Source organism: Abyssibacter sp., from assembly GCF_964229365.1.
Taxonomy (GTDB): domain Bacteria; phylum Pseudomonadota; class Gammaproteobacteria; order Nevskiales; family OUC007; genus Abyssibacter.
Genome location: NZ_CAXRDQ010000089.1, coordinates 1 through 17,384, shown reverse-complemented (window position 1 = coordinate 17,384; position 17,384 = coordinate 1). Strand labels below are relative to the sequence as shown.

At 64.1% G+C, this 17,384-nt stretch carries 15 protein-coding genes; 8 read left to right on the top strand and 7 right to left on the bottom strand.

The features are described 5' to 3' along the window. Positions 1-8: 8 nt before the first annotated feature. Positions 9-3,116, bottom strand: a complete 3,108-nt coding sequence (locus ACE1EY_RS14880; RefSeq protein ID WP_291512323.1) for an efflux RND transporter permease subunit — start codon at positions 3,114-3,116, stop codon at positions 9-11. Position 3,117: 1 nt separating this feature from the next. Continuing rightward, the gene (locus tag ACE1EY_RS14875; RefSeq protein ID WP_291512322.1) at positions 3,118-4,158 is read right to left on the bottom strand and encodes an efflux RND transporter periplasmic adaptor subunit; all 1,041 of its coding nucleotides are present in this window, start codon (positions 4,156-4,158) and stop codon (positions 3,118-3,120) included. Between the two features lie 197 nt (positions 4,159-4,355). Between ACE1EY_RS14875 and ACE1EY_RS14870 the strand changes: the two genes are divergently transcribed. The 7 genes from ACE1EY_RS14870 to ACE1EY_RS14840 all read left to right on the top strand — a co-directional run bounded on the left by ACE1EY_RS14870 (position 4,356) and on the right by ACE1EY_RS14840 (position 10,018). After that, positions 4,356-4,949 carry a 2'-5' RNA ligase family protein gene (locus ACE1EY_RS14870; RefSeq protein ID WP_370300530.1) on the top strand — a complete coding sequence of 198 codons (594 nt, stop codon included), beginning with the start codon at positions 4,356-4,358 and terminating at the stop codon, positions 4,947-4,949. After that, positions 4,949-6,331 (top strand): NAD(P)/FAD-dependent oxidoreductase, encoded by a 1,383-nt coding sequence (locus tag ACE1EY_RS14865; protein WP_291512320.1) that lies wholly within the window; start codon positions 4,949-4,951, stop codon positions 6,329-6,331. Before ACE1EY_RS14870 ends, ACE1EY_RS14865 begins: the two co-directional genes overlap by 1 nt. A 99-nt stretch (positions 6,332-6,430) precedes the next feature. Next, on the top strand, positions 6,431-7,264 hold the full coding sequence (locus ACE1EY_RS14860) for a DUF6502 family protein (protein ID WP_291512319.1): 834 nt from the start codon (positions 6,431-6,433) through the stop codon (positions 7,262-7,264). A 25-nt stretch (positions 7,265-7,289) separates the two neighbouring features. After that, the gene (locus ACE1EY_RS14855; RefSeq protein WP_370300528.1) at positions 7,290-8,270 is read left to right on the top strand and encodes a DUF4382 domain-containing protein; all 981 of its coding nucleotides are present in this window, start codon (positions 7,290-7,292) and stop codon (positions 8,268-8,270) included. Positions 8,271-8,385: 115 nt separating this feature from the next. Then, entirely contained in the window at positions 8,386-9,129 is a 744-nt protein-coding gene (locus ACE1EY_RS14850; protein ID WP_370300527.1) for a dienelactone hydrolase family protein, read from the top strand. Positions 9,130-9,233: 104 nt separating this feature from the next. Then, positions 9,234-9,428: a hypothetical protein gene (locus ACE1EY_RS14845; protein ID WP_291512316.1), complete on the top strand. Its 195-nt coding sequence runs from the start codon at positions 9,234-9,236 to the stop codon at positions 9,426-9,428. Further along, positions 9,395-10,018, top strand: coding sequence for a carbonic anhydrase (locus ACE1EY_RS14840; protein ID WP_291512315.1), 624 nt, complete (start codon positions 9,395-9,397; stop codon positions 10,016-10,018). The genes ACE1EY_RS14845 and ACE1EY_RS14840 overlap by 34 nt, the downstream gene beginning before the upstream one ends. A gap of 6 nt (positions 10,019-10,024) precedes the next feature. Here ACE1EY_RS14840 and tadA read toward each other — a convergent pair whose 3' ends face one another. Genes tadA through guaB form a run of 4 tightly spaced genes read right to left on the bottom strand, consistent with a single transcriptional unit; the run spans position 10,025 to position 14,908 of the window. Continuing rightward, entirely contained in the window at positions 10,025-10,501 is a 477-nt protein-coding gene (gene tadA / locus ACE1EY_RS14835; protein WP_370300526.1) for a tRNA adenosine(34) deaminase TadA, read from the bottom strand. Then, positions 10,494-11,807, bottom strand: a complete 1,314-nt coding sequence (locus tag ACE1EY_RS14830) for an alpha/beta fold hydrolase (RefSeq protein ID WP_370300525.1) — start codon at positions 11,805-11,807, stop codon at positions 10,494-10,496. The genes tadA and ACE1EY_RS14830 overlap by 8 nt, the downstream gene beginning before the upstream one ends. Positions 11,808-11,860: 53 nt before the next feature. Then, positions 11,861-13,432, bottom strand: coding sequence for a glutamine-hydrolyzing GMP synthase (gene guaA, locus ACE1EY_RS14825; protein ID WP_291512312.1), 1,572 nt, complete (start codon positions 13,430-13,432; stop codon positions 11,861-11,863). 12 nt (positions 13,433-13,444) lie between these two features. Then, positions 13,445-14,908 (bottom strand): IMP dehydrogenase, encoded by a 1,464-nt coding sequence (gene guaB / locus ACE1EY_RS14820; RefSeq protein WP_370300523.1) that lies wholly within the window; start codon positions 14,906-14,908, stop codon positions 13,445-13,447. A 77-nt stretch (positions 14,909-14,985) separates the two neighbouring features. On the opposite strand from guaB, the gene xseA reads away from it, so the two are divergent. Continuing rightward, positions 14,986-16,371 (top strand): exodeoxyribonuclease VII large subunit, encoded by a 1,386-nt coding sequence (xseA, locus tag ACE1EY_RS14815; protein WP_370300522.1) that lies wholly within the window; start codon positions 14,986-14,988, stop codon positions 16,369-16,371. Between the two features lie 8 nt (positions 16,372-16,379). On the opposite strand, the gene ACE1EY_RS14810 is transcribed toward xseA, so the two are convergent. Continuing rightward, positions 16,380-17,288, bottom strand: a complete 909-nt coding sequence (locus ACE1EY_RS14810; RefSeq protein ID WP_373928100.1) for a hypothetical protein — start codon at positions 17,286-17,288, stop codon at positions 16,380-16,382. Between the last annotated feature and the right edge of the window lie 96 nt (positions 17,289-17,384).

The following is a 17,384-nucleotide window of genomic DNA, read 5'->3' as shown; positions in this document are numbered from 1 at the left end:
GCACCGATTCAAGGCTGCATCGGTGTCTCGGCCAGCTTGCTTTCGAGTTGCCGTGCCACGGCTTCTGGCGAGTCGGTCTTGCGGGCCAGCAGGCTATAGGCCACCGGCACCACAAACACCGTGAACAGCGTCGCGGCGAGGACGCCAAACAGGATCACGATGCCGATGGCAAAGCGGGTTTCTGCACCGGCGCCGGATGACAGGATCAGCGGCAGGCTGCCTGCTGCGGTGGTGATCGCCGTCATTACGATGGGGCGAAAGCGCACGCGAGAGGCTTCCATCAGGGCCTCGTCGAAGCCGACGCCGGCATCGCGACGCTGGTTGGCGAACTCGACAATGAGAATGCCGTTTTTCGCGGCCAGGCCGATGAGCATGACCAGGCCGATCTGGCTGTAGATGTTCAGCGTCGAGCCCACCAGCCAGAGCCCGAACAAGGCCCCGGTCACGGCCAACGGCACGGTCAGCATGATGACCAGCGGATGGACGAAACTCTCAAACTGCGCCGCCAGCACCAGGAACACGACAACCAGACCCAGCAGGAACACGAATAGCAGGGACCCGGAGGATTCCTGCAGATCTCGCGATTGACCCTTGTAATCGATGACCACGTTCTCCGGCAGGACTTCACGCGCCAGCTCTTCCAACTCCCGCAGCGCCTCGCCCAGCACCAGCCCATCGGCGAGCCCAGCTTCCAGCGTGATCGCACGGACACGGTTGAAGCGGTTCAGTTCGAAGGCATCAGCCTGTTCGCGGATGGTCACCAGGTTGGACAGCGGGATCAGTTCGCCCGATGTCGCTGAGCGCACATAGAGGTTGGCGATAGCGTCCTGGGTGCGCTGCTCGGAACGCTCACCCTCGACGATCACGTCGTACTCTTCGCCATCATCGATGTACGTCGTCACCCGCCGTGAGCCAAGCATGGTCTGCAGGGTCAGGCCGATGTCGCGCACCGACACGCCCAGGTCACCCGCCCGGTTGCGATCGATGTTCACGCGTAGCTGCGGCTGGGTTTCCTTGTAATCGGAATCCACCCCGATCAGGCCGGGCATGCGTTCGCCAACCGCGCTGGTCAGGGTGTCGCGCCACTCGGTCAGCTGCTCATAGGTGCCGCCTCCGATGACGAACTGAATAGGCTGCCCGCGCCCGCCACCGAAGCTCTGACGCATGACCGGAAACGCACGCACGCCGGGCAGGTCGGACACCCGGCTACGAATGTCGTCCATGATCTCCCAGGCGGAGCGCCGCTGCGCCCAGGGTTTGAGGCCGATGATCACCACACCGCTGTTGAAGCGTTCTCCGCCGAAACTGGGGGCGCGAACCAGCAGACGCTCGATCTCACCGGCCTCGACCAATGGCATCGTGCGCGCCTCAATCTCCAGCATGTAGTCCTTGATGTAATCGTAGGTTGCGCCCTCAGGGCCTCGCACGATGACGAAAAATGAGCCGCGATCTTCCTTCGGGGCAAATTCACTGGGCACGGCCTTGAGCAGAAACCATGCGCCCACGAGCACAGCGACCACCACCAGCCCCATCGCGATAGGCCGATGGATGATGGTGTCCAGCACGCGACCATAACCGTTGGCGATTCGATCAAAGCCCCGGTCGATCCAGGCGGACACGGACTTGCGATTCTCATCACGCGGCAACAACAATTTGGAGCACAGCATTGGCGACAGCGTGAGCGCGACAATCGTCGAGAAGAACACCGCTGCCGCCATGGTGATCGCAAACTCGGTGAACAACCTGCCAATGTCGCCCGAGATGAACGACAAGGGTACGAACACGGCGATCAGGACGACGGACGTTGCCACCACCGCAAAGCCCACCTGCTTGGCTCCGCGATACGCAGCCACCAGGGGTGGCTCGCCCAATTCCACACGCCGGGCGATGTTCTCCAGCATGACGATGGAATCATCGACGACCAGCCCCACCGCCAGCACCAAGGCCAGTAGCGTGAGCAGGTTGATGGTGAAACCAAACGTGTAGAGCGCAATAAACGTGGCAATCAGCGACACCGGCACCGTCACCGCGGGCACGATCATCGCGCGCGCACTGCCAAGGAACAGCCAGATCACCGCGACGACCAGCGCGACGGCGATGGCCAGTGTCTTCCACACCTCGACCACTGCTGCCTCGATAAACACGCTGGAGTCGTAGCTCTGCTCCAGCGCCATGCCTTCAGGCAAGTTGGGATTGACCCGTTCGCGCAGCGCCTTGGCCGCGCGCGCAACTTCCACCGTGTTCGCGGTGGACTGCTTGATGATGCCGATGCCGACCATGGGCACGGTGTTTCCGCGGAACATGGTGCGGTTTTCCACAGCACCCTTTTCGACGCGTGCAACCTCGGACAAACGGACCAGGTGCCCGTCGCGGCTGCTGCCAACAACCAGATCACGGAAATCAGCCGGGGTGCGATAGCTGCGACGTACTCGCGCCGTGAACAGGCGGTCGACCGATTCGATCTTGCCCGCCGGCAACTCGACGTTCTCGGCAACCAGCGCGTTTTCGACATCCGCAACCGTTAGACCGCGAGCGGCCAGCGCCTTGCGATCCAGCCAGACCCGCATGGCGTATTCCAGCGCCCCACCCACGCGTACCCGCGCCACACCAGGCAGAATCGAAAAGCGGTCTTGCAGGTAGCGGCGCGCATAATCCGTCAGCTCCAGCGAGTCCATTTCGGTGCTGGTCAGGTTCATCCACATGATCACGTCGTCATCGGACTCGACCTTTTGGATGTCCGGTGGATCAGCTTCCTGCGGCAGGTTGTCCAGCACCCCGGACACCCGATCGCGCACGTCATTGGTGGCGCCATCGATATCCCGCCCGGAGCTGAACTCGATGGTTACCCGCGAGCGACCGTCCTGCGAGCTGCTCTCGATGAAGCGAATGCCCTCCACGCCAGCGATGCGGTCCTCGATGATTTCGGTGATGCGGGTTTCGACCACTGCAGCCGATGCGCCGGGATAGGTCGTATCCACCGAGACAATCGGGGGATCGATGTCTGGATACTCGCGCAACGCAAGCCGGTCGAAGGCCAACAAACCAAAGGCGATCATCAACAGCGACAGCACGCTGGCGAAGACCGGGCGGCGAACCGACACACCAGACAGGATCATGTCAGTTCTCCGTTGCGCTCGACCGCGATGGCAGCACGGCAGAGCGCTCTGTCACCTCCACCGTCGTGCCGGGCTGCAACTTGATCGTGCCGTCGGTGACCACCACGTCGCCGGCCTGCAACCCATCCGTGATTTCGGCCACGCCCGGCTGCCGCGTACCCACCGTGACCTCCACGCGTTCGGCCTTGCCGTCGATGATGCGAAACACGAACTGGCGCTCGCCGCGGGGCACCAACGCGCTCTCAGGAATAGCCAACGACTGACGCTGGCGGGCCAGCACCTCCAGTTCGATCAGCATGCCGGGTTGCAGCACACGCTCGCGGTTGTCGATGACCGCGCGGGCTAGCACGGACCGGGTCTGAGGATTGACCTGCGTGTCCACGGCCGACACCTCGCCTTCGAAGCGGCGATCCGGGTAGGCCGACGCACGCGCGACCAGCGGCACGCCCGGCTTCAGCCGCGCCAGCTCGGTTTCCGGCACGGTGAAATCCACCTTGATGGTGTCGATGTCGTCCAGCGTGGTGATCACGTCGCCCGGCCGAATCAGTGCGCCAACACTGACCATGCGCAGGCCGACCCGACCGTCGAATGGCGCGCGAATCTGATGATCGGAGATCAATGCCTCCAGCTCGGCGACTTCGGCCACGGCGGTCTCGACCTCCGAGGCGCGTAGATCGACTTCGGATTCGGATAGCACACGATCACTGACCAGCGACCTGGATCGCTCCAGCGTGCGGCGGCGCTCGGCAAGCCGAGCCTTGGCCGCTGCCAGCGCCGCGCGCTCGGCGGTGTCGTCGAGCCGTGCCAGCAGCGCGCCCTGCTTCACATCCGAGCCATCGTCGAAGTCGAGCGAAATGATCTTCTCGGTGAGGTTGGCACTGACATCCAGCGATTCGTTGGACCGGGCCGTGCCCAGCGCTTCAATGCCGCTGGCGAAGCTGGCCATCTCCACCGGTTGCGCGATGACCGCAGTGGCCGGCCGGCTCGCCAACGAACCCGATTCGTCAGCCGGGCCGTTGCAGCCCGCCACAAGTCCAGCCATCGCGGCCAGACATGGCCACGCAATACGATGCCAATGCATATTCTTCCCTGCGCCGTCGCCGACGTGCCAATCCCATGGAGATCCTGTTCTGACCCGCAAAGCACCCCCAGGTTCCAGCGGATAACAGGCCTGATGCCCCATGATCTCACGGCCGAAGCCATCTGGCCGCGCAGCGGCATGTCGAACACAATGCAGCGATGGACGATGCGAACTGGTTCATCGGCTGGCCCGCCGACGCTTGGAGCGACCCGGAGGCACTGGATGCCAGCGTCCGGCGCCTGCAGCTTCCGGAATCCAGCCGTCTGATGGTCGGCACAGACCGCCATGTCACCCTCGCCTTTCTTGGTCGCTGCGGCGAACAACCGGCCCGCCGTGCCTTTGATGTCGCCACGACCGCCGCCGCGCAGATGCCTGCACGAATCCGCGTGGACGGCACGCGCTGGCAGCTGCTGGGATCTGCACGTGCGCCATCCGCGGTGTCCTTGCTGGTCAGGGCACAGGACAATCTGCTTGACACGCTAATCCACGGCCACCGGGGCAGCCTGTGTGCGGCGGCGGCAGTCACGCCAGACCAGCGACCGCCCAAACCGCACGTCACCGTGGCGCGGCTCAGCCGCAAGCTGCCGCGCGCCGATCGCGAGCGACTCACCGGTACGCTATCCGGCACTGGTGTCGCGGCCTTGTCTCTCACCCTGGATCAACTGTCGCTGTTCACCTGGACAGAGCAACGAGACCAGCGGCTTTTCCGGCGCGTGGCGTCGGTTCCACTCGGACGGAGCCTGCAGAGCTGATGATTTCTCGTGACTGTATTGTGATCGGTGCCGGTTTCTCCGGCCTGCAATGTGCGCGGCGGCTCCACGATGCCGGCCTGCGGGTCACGGTGCTGGAAGCCCGCGACCGGATCGGCGGCCGCACGCACGTCACCGAGCTTGCTGGTCGCACCGTGGACATTGGCGGGCAGTGGATCGGCGCGGCGCACAGCGAGCTGTCGAATCTGGCACATCAGGCCGGCGCGAACGTCCTGCCGCAATTTGCCGATGGCGCCAAGCTGCTACACCTCGACAGCGGCGATCGCGATCGCCTCAAGCGTTACCGCGGCATCATCCCGAACGCCAACCCACTGGCCTTGCTGGAATTGCAGCGCGCCATCCAAAAGCTGAGCCGAGCCCAGCGTTCGCTGACCTTGGATGCACCCTGGGAGGCCGACCAGGCCAGCGCCTGGGACCACCAGACCCTGGAGTCATGGATGCGCCGGCACCTGCGCACACGCAGTGGCCGGGAGATCTTCGACATCGCCATTCGTTCGGTGATGACCGCCGAGCCGGGGATGCTCTCGTTCCTCGGCTTTCTGTTCTATTGCGCCTCCAACCAGAACTTCGAGGTGTTGACCTCGGTGACCGGCGGCGCCCAGGCGGCCACCGTCGATGGCGGCATGGTTCAACTAGCCGAGTGGCTGGCGCAGCCACTCGTAGCCGCCGGCGAGGTTCACCTGCAATCACCCGCCTGCGCGGTCAAACGTGCCGGAAACGACTGGATCGTCGCGGCAGCCACCGGCGCCGAGTTCCGCGCCCCGCGCGTAGTTTGCGCGCTGCCTCCGGCATTGCAGGATCGCATTGCCTTCGAGCCGGCCCTGCCCGCGAACCGCGTGCAGCTGGCCAATCGCATGCCCATGGGCTCGGTGATCAAAACCGTGGTCGCCTACGACACGCCGTTCTGGCGCGGTGCTGGCCTGTCTGGCGAGGCGGTTAGCCACTCACTAGCGTTTAACACGGTGTTCGACGCCTCGCCGCCGACAGGCGAGTTCGGTGCCCTGGTCGGCTTTATCGACGGTGCTCCGGCCCGGCGCTGGTCGGCCGCGGCACCAGACCAACGCCGAGCCGCTGTGCTGGGCAGTCTGGTTCGCTATTTCGGTGATGCGGCGCGTCATCCCATCGGCTATGTCGAACACGACTGGATCACCGATCCCTGGTCGCGGGGTTGCTACGTGGGGCTGCTAACGCCTGGGGTGCTCACCGAACTCGGGCCGGCGTTACGCAGCCCCTGCGACGGCATTCATTGGGCGGGGACCGAAACTGCAACCGAATTCTGCGGCTATATCGAAGGCGCGCTGCGCGCCGGCCAGCGGGCCGCCAATGAAGTGATCGGTGACTCAGGCGAGCGCAGCACGACCTGACCCCCAGCTGAATTTCTCGCCGTTGTTCCCACCACACCGTCGGGTGTTAGGCGACGGCCTCCTTGGAAATTAATTTTATTTGGCGTTAATATGCCAAATATGGATAGCGCGACGCAGTTTGATCCAACCGCCCAGGCCCGTATGCAAGGCGCTGTGGAGCGTGTGCTGCGCGCGCTCGCGCGCATCCTGCTGCGCCAGGGCTTCGATTACGCGGCGTTCTCTGAGCTTGCGAAGCGCGTTTTCATCTCGGTGGCATCGGAGGAATTCGGCATCCGCAATCGACCGGCCAGCAAATCCCGGGTGGCGTTGCTCACCGGTATTAACCGCCGGGACGTGGCGCGAGTGCAACGCCAGGTCGATGCCGACCAGCCCGCACAGGTCTTCAACCCGATGCTGCGCTTGGTGGCGCTGTGGATCCGCGAGCCCGCCTATCGAACTGACGCCGGACTGCCCCGCCAGCTCCCGGTGAACGGGCCTGCTCCGTCGCTGGAGGCGTTGCGCGGCCGCGCCTGTCCGGACATTCCCATTACGGCGGTGGTGCGCGAGTTGCTGCAATCCGGCGTTGCCCGTTCCGGCGACGACGATGCCACCCGCCCCGGCAGCTTGGTGCTGGTGACCGATGCCTACGTGCCGCGCGAAGACGTCACCGCCAAGCTCGACCTGATGGGCACCGACGTCGCCGCGCTGCTCAACACCATCGGCTGGAACATCGAGCAGCCGGCCGCGCCACGCTTTCAGCGCAAGGTCAGCTTTGACCACCTGACGCAGGCCGGCGTCGAACGACTGCAAGCCTTCGCCGCCGAATCCGGTATGCAGCTACTTAAAACACTGGACGCCGAACTCGTCCAGCACAGCACCGACGAGGGTGGTGAGTTCGCGGGGTTGGGGATTTACGTGTTCAGCGAGTCCGGACAAGCCGGGCGCGCCAGATGAATTCGACTGTCATAGGAGATGACCCATGTCCGCTTTCAGATTGCTGATTCCCGCGACTGTTGCTGTCGCCCTGGCCGCCTGCGGTGGCGACGGGGGATCGGCTGACATTTCCGGCACCGGCTTCGTCTCGCTCGGGGTCACTGATGCCCCGGTCGACGAGGCCGATGCGGTGGTTGTGACCTTCACCGAGGTGCAGTTGCTGGGCGCCGATGACGAGCCCCGCCTGACCTTCGTTTTAGACACCCCACAGCAGATCGACCTGCTCGCCCTGCAAGGCAACAACAGCGCGTTTCTGATCGAGGGCGAAGAGGTGCCGGTTGGCGAGTACGAGCAGGTCCGGCTGCTGGTGGATTCCGTGCCGCCCAGCTGCAACAACATCCCGAGCGAACTGCCGTCGTACATCACCATCGATGGCGTCGACTACCCGCTGGTCATACCCAGCGGCGAGCAGTCCGGACTGAAATTCCAGGGTCCGATCACCGTGGCCGCCGGCCAGTCGGCCGCCTACATTGTGGACTTTGATCTGCGGCAATCCATCGCTGAGCGCGGTGCCACCGGTTGCTACAACCTGCGACCCGTCGTGCGCGTGGTGGACAACGCCGAGGTCGGCACGCTCACCGGCACGGTCGATCCCGACCTGTTCGCCGATGCCAGTTGCTCGGCTGATCCGGTTTCCGGCGAGGGTGCGGCCGTCTACGTCTACACCGGCGCTGCGACCACGCCCGATGATGCAGACAGCTCCACCGATGCCGATATTGATCCGCTGACCACGGCACAGGTCTCCCCCGTCACCGACGAGACCGACACGATTGTCGGTTACAGCTACGAAGTCGGATTCCTGCTGGCGGGCGACTACACGGCTGCGTTCACCTGCCAGGCCGGTGAAGACCTGGGCGAGCAGGACGACGCCATCACCTTTGGCGACGTCGAGAACGACATTTCCATACAGGCGGAAACCGTGACGACGGTTGATTTCCAAGCGTCGTCCGGAGCCGGTAACGAATAACGCATACCAAGAAAGACGATCTGTGCGTATTGGGGCGGCCCGGTTCAAGCCGCCCCATTTTTTTGCCGTCTGATACATGCGGTAGTCTGCGCCAACGCCCGAACCTGGTATTCGCATGATCCGCGCACTTCTTGTCGCCCTGCTCGCGACCGTCCCCGCTCTTTGTCTGGCCGGCACCGGTCAATCCGCTGAATACAGCGTCAACAATCAGTCCTACGAGGGTTATTTCGTCACCCCTGCACCGGATGCGCCGCTGGTCCTGCTGCTGCACGACTGGGATGGTCTGACCGACTACGAGATTCAGCGGGCGGACATGCTCGCCGGGATGGGTTACGCCGTTTTCGCCGCCGACCTGTTCGGCAAGGGCGTGCGGCCGACGACGGTCGAAGACAAGCGCCAGCACACCGGCGAGCTGTACCAGGATCGCGACAAGCTGCGCGCCCTGATGCAAGGCGCGTTGCGCTCGGCCCGCGGCCTGGGCGCGGACACCGACCACGCAGTGGCGATGGGCTACTGCTTCGGCGGCGCCGCGGTATTGGAACTGGCACGCTCCGGCGCCGATCTGGAGGGTTTCGTGACCTTCCATGGCGGGCTGTCCACGCCCGAGGGGCAGGACTATTCCAAGGCCAAGGGTCGCTACTTGATTCAGCACGGCACCGCCGACGGGCACATCACCATGGACCACTTCGGTGCGCTGGCGAACGAACTGGAATCGGCCGGGCTGCCGCACACGATGACGACCTATGGCGGCGCGCCGCATGCCTTCACCGTGTTCGGTCAGGACAGCTACCGCGAGCAGGCTGACCAATCGTCCTGGGCCGCGTTCGGCCGCTTTCTCGACGCGACGCTGAAACGCTGAGAGTTCGGTCCGCGCCATTGCGGTCTCTGGCGGCCGCCCCCGTCGCTGAGCAGACGGGGTGCGACGCCGTGGCCTCGAACGGATGTGTGCGCTTGTGAAAGCGGATGGGGTTTACGATTATCGGTAGGCAACCGGAGGCCTTCGCGCACCCGACCCATGGTCTGGCCGATGCCTACCTGATGCACATGTCGCTGGAGTCCGTACACGGCTGGTCTGGAATCAGCCAGGACATCCACCCGTTTAACACGATCGAAAAGGAAGCCAGATGCTGTCAGCCGGAGACGCTCTCAAACGCCTGAAGGAAGGCAATGCCCGATTTGTCGCCAACGAAGCCCAGGGCTCCAACGGTGTGAGCGACCCCATGCGGCGCTTGCAGCTGGTGGGTGGGCAGGAACCGTTTGCGATCATTCTCGGCTGCTCCGATTCCCGCGCACCTGCCGAGTTGGTCTTCGACCAGGGCCTGGGCGATCTATTCGTGATTCGTGTGGCCGGCAACGTCATCGCGCCGTCGCTGGTTGGCAGCGTGGAATTTGCGGCGGATCGCTTCGGCACTCGCCTGGTCGTGGTGATGGGGCACACAAGCTGCGGAGCCGTCGCCGCAACGCTGGAGCAACTCGACCAGCCAAGCGAGACACGCTCACCCAACCTGCATGCCATCGTCGACCGCATCCGGCCGGTGGTCGATCCGCTGCTGGACGCTTTTCCTGATGAGCAGCCGATGGCGTTGATGGACCGGGCTGTGCGCGCCAATGTTGCGGCGTCGGCCAACCAGCTTCGCTACGGGTCGAAGATTCTGGAATCGCTCATCCACAATGATGGGCTGGTCGTGGTCGGCGCGGAATATTCACTGGAAACAGGCATCGTCGAGTTTTTTGACGGAGTGCCCTGAACAGGCCTATTTGCGCCGGGCACGGAAGAAGCCGCGCAGTTGATCGGCCGACTGCTCCGCGAGTACGCCGGTTGTCAGCTCGCAACAATGATTGAGTTGCTCACCCGGCAGCACCGAGAAGACCGACCCGGCGGCGCCGGCACGCAGGTCATCGGCCCCGTAAATTACGCGGCGGATACGCGCGGTGACGATGGCGCCAGCGCACATCGCACAAGGTTCGAGCGTCACGTATAGGTCGCAGCCGACCAGCCGGTAGTTGCCGATGGCGCTGGCCGCAGCGCGCAGGGCCTGAATCTCGGCGTGCGCGGTCGGGTCAGACAGGCCGATCGGCTGATTCCACCCTTCGCCCAACACGACCCCATCTCGCACAACAACAGCGCCAACGGGTACCTCGCCGGCCTGCGCCGCACGCTCGGCGAGCTCTAGCGCCCGTTGCATCCAGTCATGGTCGGTGGCGACCGCCGGCGTGGTCGAATCAGGCATCGGGCACCTGATTGATCCAGCCGGCAATGTCAGTGATCAGCTGCATGTCCACGTCGCCGGGTTCCTGGTACTCCGCAAGACTGCTCGCGCCCTGGCCCGCGATCCCCAGATGATTCAGCGTCGGGTAATACCGGAACTCTACGCCGGTTTGGTCCGCCAGCCCCTGCTTCCAGCGCTCCCAATCGGTCTGGGTCACCTGGAAATCGCGGCCACCCTGAACGAGCAACATCGGAACATCGATGCCCTGGGCATCCGCCACCGGATCAATGCGATCGGCATGATGCCAATAGGCAGCTGGCAGCTGCATGGGGGTGTTCTTGCGGTCGATCGGCCGCTCGCTGCGCAGGGCAGCGATCTGCTGTTCCAAGGTTTCGAGAAAGTCTCGTTCTTCGTCGGTGATGCGTCGATCCAGCCCGAACAAATAGCGATTCTGCTCCGGCAACAAATCCAGTAACGACCGCGCCGGCGCCGCGAACAGCACGAGACCCGCCAATCCCTGCGTCCGCTCCGCGATACGCGGCGCCAGCATACCGCCCTGGCTGTGGCCCAGGACGAAGACGTCACCGGCCCGGACCTCCGGCTGTTCACGCAGGACCTCGACCGCGGCCACCGCATCCGCAATGGTCTCGTCTTCCATGGTGAAATCACCGTCCGCAAACTGCTCGGGGTAGGTATGCGTGCGCTTGTCATAGCGCAGCACGGTGATGCCCTGCTCGCCCAGTCCGCGGGCTAGCTGCAGAAAGATGTGATTCGGGCCGATGGTCTCGTTCCGGCCATGCGGGCCCGACCCGTGCACGAGGACGACAGCGGGGAACGGCCCTTCGCCCTTGGGTACGGTGAGTGTCCCCGCCAGGGGCAAACGCTGGCTGACAACCTGGATAGGACGTTCGATGAAACCTGCCGCCGCCGGCACCGATTCGGGTGGTGGAACCAGCGGCACGAGTCGGAAGCCAGCGATCTGACCATCGGGCGTGATCGCCACGTTGGCCGTCAGCGCGCCACGCTCGTAGTAGAGCGGCACGGCCACGAGTTCGACGCCCTGAGCCGGGGTTGTCGTCACGGCGCCACGATGCAGCGGGGCGCCGAACTGGGCCGGCAACGAGGTCCAGATCGCATGTAACTGGGTGGCGGGAACCGCATCCACCATGGTGGGCGTGAACGGCTCCACGGCTTCGGCGTACCGCCCCTGATCCAGCCGATCCAGCAACTCCAACGCGACCGCCCGGCTGCTGGTCTCGCCGGCCACCGCCAACCCAGGCAGTAGCAGCATGGCGAGCATGAACGGTAGTCGGGAGATTCTGTGCATGTTGCTCTCCACGCCGACGTCGATCTCGCCGCGGGTTCAGCGCGGGTGCGGGTTCACTCCCACTCGATCGTGGCCGGCGGCTTCCCTGAAATGTCGTAGACGACGCGGGAGATGCCGTCCACCTCGTTCACGATGCGGCGTGCCACATGATCGAGAAAGTCATAGGGAAGATGTGCCCATCGGGCGGTCATAAAATCGACGGTTTCGACCGCACGCAGTGCGATGACATGCTCGTAGCGGCGACCGTCACCCATCACGCCGACGCTACGAACCGGCAGGAATACCGCAAACGCCTGACTGACCGCATCGTAGTGATCATGCTTGCGCAGTTCGGAGATGAAGATGTCATCGGCCTCGCGTAGCGGGTCGGCATATTCCTTCTTCACCTCACCGAGTATCCGCACGCCCAGTCCTGGCCCGGGAAAGGGATGGCGGTAAACCATTTCGCGCGGCAGGCCCAGTTCCAGACCGATCTTGCGCACCTCGTCCTTGAACAGGTCGCGCAGGGGCTCGACCAGCTGCAGCTTCATGTGCTCGGGCAAACCACCCACGTTGTGATGGGACTTGATCACATGCGCCTTGCCCGTCGACGCGCCGGCCGACTCGATCACATCCGGGTAGATGGTGCCCTGGGCTAGAAAATCGACATTCGCCAGCTTGCCGGCCTCTTCGTCGAAGACGTCGATAAACGTCTTGCCGATGATCTTGCGCTTGGCCTCGGGATCGTCCTCGCCGGCCAGGGCCGACAGGAAGCGCTCTTCGGCATCGACACGGATCACCTTGACGCCAAGGTGCTGCGAGAAGGTCGCCATGACCTGATCGCCTTCTTCCTTGCGCAATAGCCCATTGTCGACGAACACGCAGGTCAGTTGCTCGCCGATCGCCTGATGCAACAGCGCGGCCACGACGGATGAATCGACACCCCCGGACAGACCGAGCAACACCTTGCCGCCACCGACCTGATCACGGACCTTGGCGGTGAGTGACTCAATGATGTTGCCGGGTTGCCAGGCGTTGCCGCAGCCACAGATGTCATGCACGAAGCGACCCAGAATCCGGGCGCCCTGAATCGTGTGCGTCACCTCCGGATGGAACTGCAGGCCGTAAAAGCCGCGGCCGTCATCGGCGATGCCAGCGACGGGCGCTGACTCGGTGCCAGCGACCACCGAAAAGCCATTCGGCGGCGTTTCCACACGGTCACCATGTGACATCCAGACATCAAGCTGCGCCATACCCTCAGTGGTCACGGCGTCCTCGATATCGTCGAGCAGGCGACAGGCGCCGGTACGGGCCACACGTGCGTACCCGAACTCGCGCTTGGTCGACGGCGCGACCTGGCCGCCGAGTTCAGCCGCCATGGTCTGCATGCCATAGCAGATGCCGAGAATCGGCACGCCCATGCCGTAGACCTCGGCATCGGCCCGCGGGCCATCGGCAACCGATGCGGTTTCAGGCCCACCCGAGAAAATGATGCCCTTGGGCGAAAAACCGCGAATCTGCTCTGCGGTCCAGTCCCAGGGATGGATTTCGCTGTAGACGCCCAACTCGCGCACGCGGCGCGCGATCAACTGGGTGTACTGGGAGCCGAAATCCAGAATCAGGATCTTGTCGTCACTGGGCTGCATGCTGTTCTCGGTCTAACGTTCGACCCGATAATTCGGGGCTTCCTTGACGATGGATACATCGTGGACATGCGACTCACGCACACCCGCGCCGGTGATGCGTACAAAGGTGGCCTCGGTGCGCAGTGAATCCACACTGCCGCAGCCGGTGTAGCCCATGGCGGCCCGGACGCCGCCGATCAACTGATGGACGATGGACGACATCGATCCCTTGTACGGCACGCGACCCTCGATGCCCTCCGGCACGAGCTTTTCCAACTCCTGCGTCGCATCCTGAAAGTAGCGATCCTTGGAGCCCTGCCCCATCGCACCCAGCGAGCCCATGCCGCGGTAGGACTTGTAGGAACGGCCCTGGTACAGCTCGATGTCGCCGGGGGCCTCATCCGTGCCGGCCAGCATGCCGCCGACCATGACGCAGTACGCGCCGGCGGCCAGCGCCTTGGCCATGTCGCCGGAGTAACGAATGCCGCCATCGGCGATCAGCGGCACGCCCTTGCTGCGCAGGGCATCGGCCACATTGGCCACCGCGGTGATCTGCGGAACACCGACACCGGCGACAATCCGCGTCGTGCAGATGGACCCCGGCCCGATACCGACCTTGACCGCATCCGCCCCGGCGTTGACCAAGGCCAATGCGCCGTCTCCGGTGGCGATGTTGCCGCCAACCACCTGTAGATCCGGGTAGTGCTTCTTGATCCAGCTCACGCGATCTAGCACGCCCTGCGAATGCCCGTGCGCGGTATCGACCACGACCAGATCCACGCCGGCTTCGGTTAATGCTGCGACACGCTCCTCGGTGTCCGCGCCCGTGCCGACGGCAGCACCGACGCGCAGGCTCTCGTGGCTGTCCTTGCAGGCGTTCGGAAAATCCGTGGACTTCTGGATGTCCTTGACCGTGATCATGCCGCGCAACTCGAAGGCATCGTTGATCACCAGCACCTTTTCGATGCGATGCTTGTGCAGCAGGTCCATGACCTCCTGCTTGCCCGCGTTCTCGCGCACGGTGACCAGACGCTCCTTGGGGGTCATCACGCTGGCGACCGGGGCGTCGTAGTGCGTCTCGAACCGCAGGTCACGACTGGTGACGATACCGACCAGCTCGGTGCCATCGACGACCGGCACGCCCGAAATGCTGTGCTTGCGGGTCAGGTCCAGCACCTGCTGAATCGTCGCCGTCGGCGACACCGTGATCGGATCATTGATCACACCCGACTCGAATTTCTTGACCTTGCGCACTTCACGCGCCTGATCGGCAGGCGGCATATTCTTGTGGACGATGCCCAATCCGCCCTCCTGCGCCAGCGCGATCGCCAGCCGGGCCTCGGTCACCGTATCCATCGCCGCAGACAACAGCGGGACGTTGAGTCGAATTTCGCGCGTCAGCGGGGTGGTGAGGTCAACCTCGCGCGGCAAGATGTTTGAGAAGGCCGGCGTTAGCAGGACATCGTCAAAGGTGAGTGCCTCTTCACTCAAGCGCATGGCGGAGTTCGGGTCTGAAGGGGGGCGTAGTATACGCGGCTGCGCAAGCCCCTGGCCCTCCAGCAAACCCATTTGGCATGAACTCAGACGATCGCCGCGCCATTTTCACCGTGAGCCAGCTCAACCGGGAGGTCGGACTGCTGCTGCAGCAAGGCTTTGGCCGGATCTGGGTGCAGGGCGAAATATCTAATCTTTCGGTGCCCCGCTCCGGCCACTGGTACCTGAGTCTCAAGGACGCGGGCGCTCAACTACGCTGCGCGATGTTCCGCAATGCCAATCGACTGGTCGGACAGCCGCCCCGCGACGGCGACGAGGTGCTGGTGCGCGGCCGGCTGGGACTGTACGAGGCGCGCGGCGATTTTCAGCTCATCATCGAACACATGGAGCCGGCCGGCGAAGGCGCGCTACGCCTGCAGTTCGAAGCGCTCAAGCAAAAACTGGCGGCCGAAGGACTGTTCGAACCGGAGCGCAAGCGATCCATTCCGTCAAACCCGACCTGCCTCGGCATCGTCACCTCGGCCACCGGAGCCGCCCTGCGTGATATCCGCGCGGTGCTGGCGCGGCGATGCCCGCTCATCGATGTCGTTGTTTACCCGACTCTGGTGCAAGGCGACCGCGCCGCGGCCGGGGTCGAGGACGCCATCGCGCGCGCCAATATTCACGGTGAGGCCGATGTTCTGATCGTCAGCCGTGGCGGCGGATCACTCGAAGACTTGTGGCCGTTTAATGAAGAGCGGGTGGCCCGCGCCATCGTCGCCTCCCGCATCCCGGTCATCAGCGGTGTCGGCCATGAGGTGGACACGACCATTACCGACCTCGTCGCCGACTTGCGGGCACCCACGCCATCGGCAGCCGCCGAGCTTGCCGCGCCGGATCTACGCGAACGCATGGCAGTGCTGACAAGCCATGCCGCCCAGTCACAGCGCGCACTGCGCGCGTTGCTGGCGGTCCGCACCCGTGAGGTCACGACACTGCACCACCGCGTCACCCTCGCCCATCCCGGGCGCCATCTGGAGCAGCGGGCACAGCGCGTGGATGAACTGGCGGAGCGCCTGCAGCGACTCGCGTACAGCCGGTTGCAGATCGCGGGTCAGCGGTTGAATGCGCTGGATTCCCGACTCGGCGGCCAGCATCCACGGCTGGGCTTGCAACGCGCAGCCCGACACATCGATCAGCTACAGACGGCGCTGACGCGCGCGACTGTCCGCAAGCTGGACGATCAACGAATGCGAGTCGGCGCGATGGGCCGCGAGTTGGAGGCCGTCAGCCCCCTGGCTGTACTCAACCGCGGCTTCGCCGTGGCGACAAACCCCGAACAGCAGGTCATCCGTTCGGTGAGTCAGGTCAGCGCGGGCGATGCCATTGATCTGCGCCTGACCGACGGCGTATTAAGAGCCCGCGTCGAGGCGACCGTACCCGCGAGGAACGGGACGTCAGGGGAAAACGTCGACGGGCAATCCTAGTTAATGGCTTAGCTGCAAAGCGCACTCAGCTGGGCAAGGCTGTACGTCGTGCTCTCGCCGCCGGAGCGGATCACGAACACACCGTTCTCCACCGTGGCGGTCACGGCCGTGTCGTCCGCCAATGTCACGGTGAGCTCGCCCGCCGTCAGTGCGCCACCCGAATCGAACTGGACCGGGGTCGTCGTGGCGAACATGGCGGCGCCACTGGCACAGCCGGCGGCAATGCTGCCCGCATTCGAATTGAACGCACCGTCAATCGCAACGGAATAGCCTTGCGGGCTTTCGACCTCGACAAAGCGAACTTCGTTGTAACCGAAACGCAGTTCAGGCAAACCGGCAGCCCGGTCCTGCGACGTGACGCGACCGTTGAGCAAAGAGTTGTAGGTGGTGGTGTCGTTGCTCGTGGCCACCGAATAGCGATCTGTGAGCAATGCCGTGGACCGTACATCCACGCCATTGGAATCCTGATTCACGGCGACCAGCGGCTGCCCGTTCTCGCCGTACTGATCCAAGAAGAACGTACTGTTGGCGGCGCAGGACGAGGTGTCCGGACAATCGGTTTCAGTGGAGATCTCCACGCCATCCAGCGTGGACGTCAGGCTGTAACCACCGTTGGTGAACTGGGTGACGCAGCTGTCGTATTCGGTGCGCCCTGTTGCCTCATCGACCGTCATGCTGCCGCTGTCGCAGGCCGTTGTGACGGCCGCCTTGCGGCCCGGCGCCGTCAATGCGCCGAATCCCATGGATTTCTGGCTGATGGCGTCACCGCCGAGCAGCGTGGTGGTCAAGGCGATAAAACCCGCACCTGTGGCGAGCGGATCATCGGCTTGCGCAGCGGACTCCGTATCACCACCACAGCCGATCAGGCTGCAGGCGAGCAGGATGGGCGACACAGGCCGAAACGCAGAATCCGCCACTGTCGAGGCAAGAACCCCGTGAACTACCCAAGATATTGACGCCTTGAGCATAGCATCGACGCTAGCGATCCAGCATCGCGGGCACAAAAAAGCGGG

Coding starts and splice junctions, on each gene's coding strand:
- ACE1EY_RS14880 (WP_291512323.1), bottom strand. CDS start 3,116: ATGATCCTGTCTGGTGTGTCGGTTCGCCGCCCGGTCTTCGCCAGCGTG.
- ACE1EY_RS14875 (WP_291512322.1), bottom strand. CDS start 4,158: ATGGCTGGACTTGTGGCGGGCTGCAACGGCCCGGCTGACGAATCGGGT.
- ACE1EY_RS14870 (WP_370300530.1), top strand. CDS start 4,356: ATGGACGATGCGAACTGGTTCATCGGCTGGCCCGCCGACGCTTGGAGC.
- ACE1EY_RS14865 (WP_291512320.1), top strand. CDS start 4,949: ATGATTTCTCGTGACTGTATTGTGATCGGTGCCGGTTTCTCCGGCCTG.
- ACE1EY_RS14860 (WP_291512319.1), top strand. CDS start 6,431: ATGGATAGCGCGACGCAGTTTGATCCAACCGCCCAGGCCCGTATGCAA.
- ACE1EY_RS14855 (WP_370300528.1), top strand. CDS start 7,290: ATGTCCGCTTTCAGATTGCTGATTCCCGCGACTGTTGCTGTCGCCCTG.
- ACE1EY_RS14850 (WP_370300527.1), top strand. CDS start 8,386: ATGATCCGCGCACTTCTTGTCGCCCTGCTCGCGACCGTCCCCGCTCTT.
- ACE1EY_RS14845 (WP_291512316.1), top strand. CDS start 9,234: ATGGGGTTTACGATTATCGGTAGGCAACCGGAGGCCTTCGCGCACCCG.
- ACE1EY_RS14840 (WP_291512315.1), top strand. CDS start 9,395: ATGCTGTCAGCCGGAGACGCTCTCAAACGCCTGAAGGAAGGCAATGCC.
- tadA (WP_370300526.1), bottom strand. CDS start 10,501: ATGCCTGATTCGACCACGCCGGCGGTCGCCACCGACCATGACTGGATG.
- ACE1EY_RS14830 (WP_370300525.1), bottom strand. CDS start 11,807: ATGCACAGAATCTCCCGACTACCGTTCATGCTCGCCATGCTGCTACTG.
- guaA (WP_291512312.1), bottom strand. CDS start 13,432: ATGCAGCCCAGTGACGACAAGATCCTGATTCTGGATTTCGGCTCCCAG.
- guaB (WP_370300523.1), bottom strand. CDS start 14,908: ATGCGCTTGAGTGAAGAGGCACTCACCTTTGACGATGTCCTGCTAACG.
- xseA (WP_370300522.1), top strand. CDS start 14,986: ATGAACTCAGACGATCGCCGCGCCATTTTCACCGTGAGCCAGCTCAAC.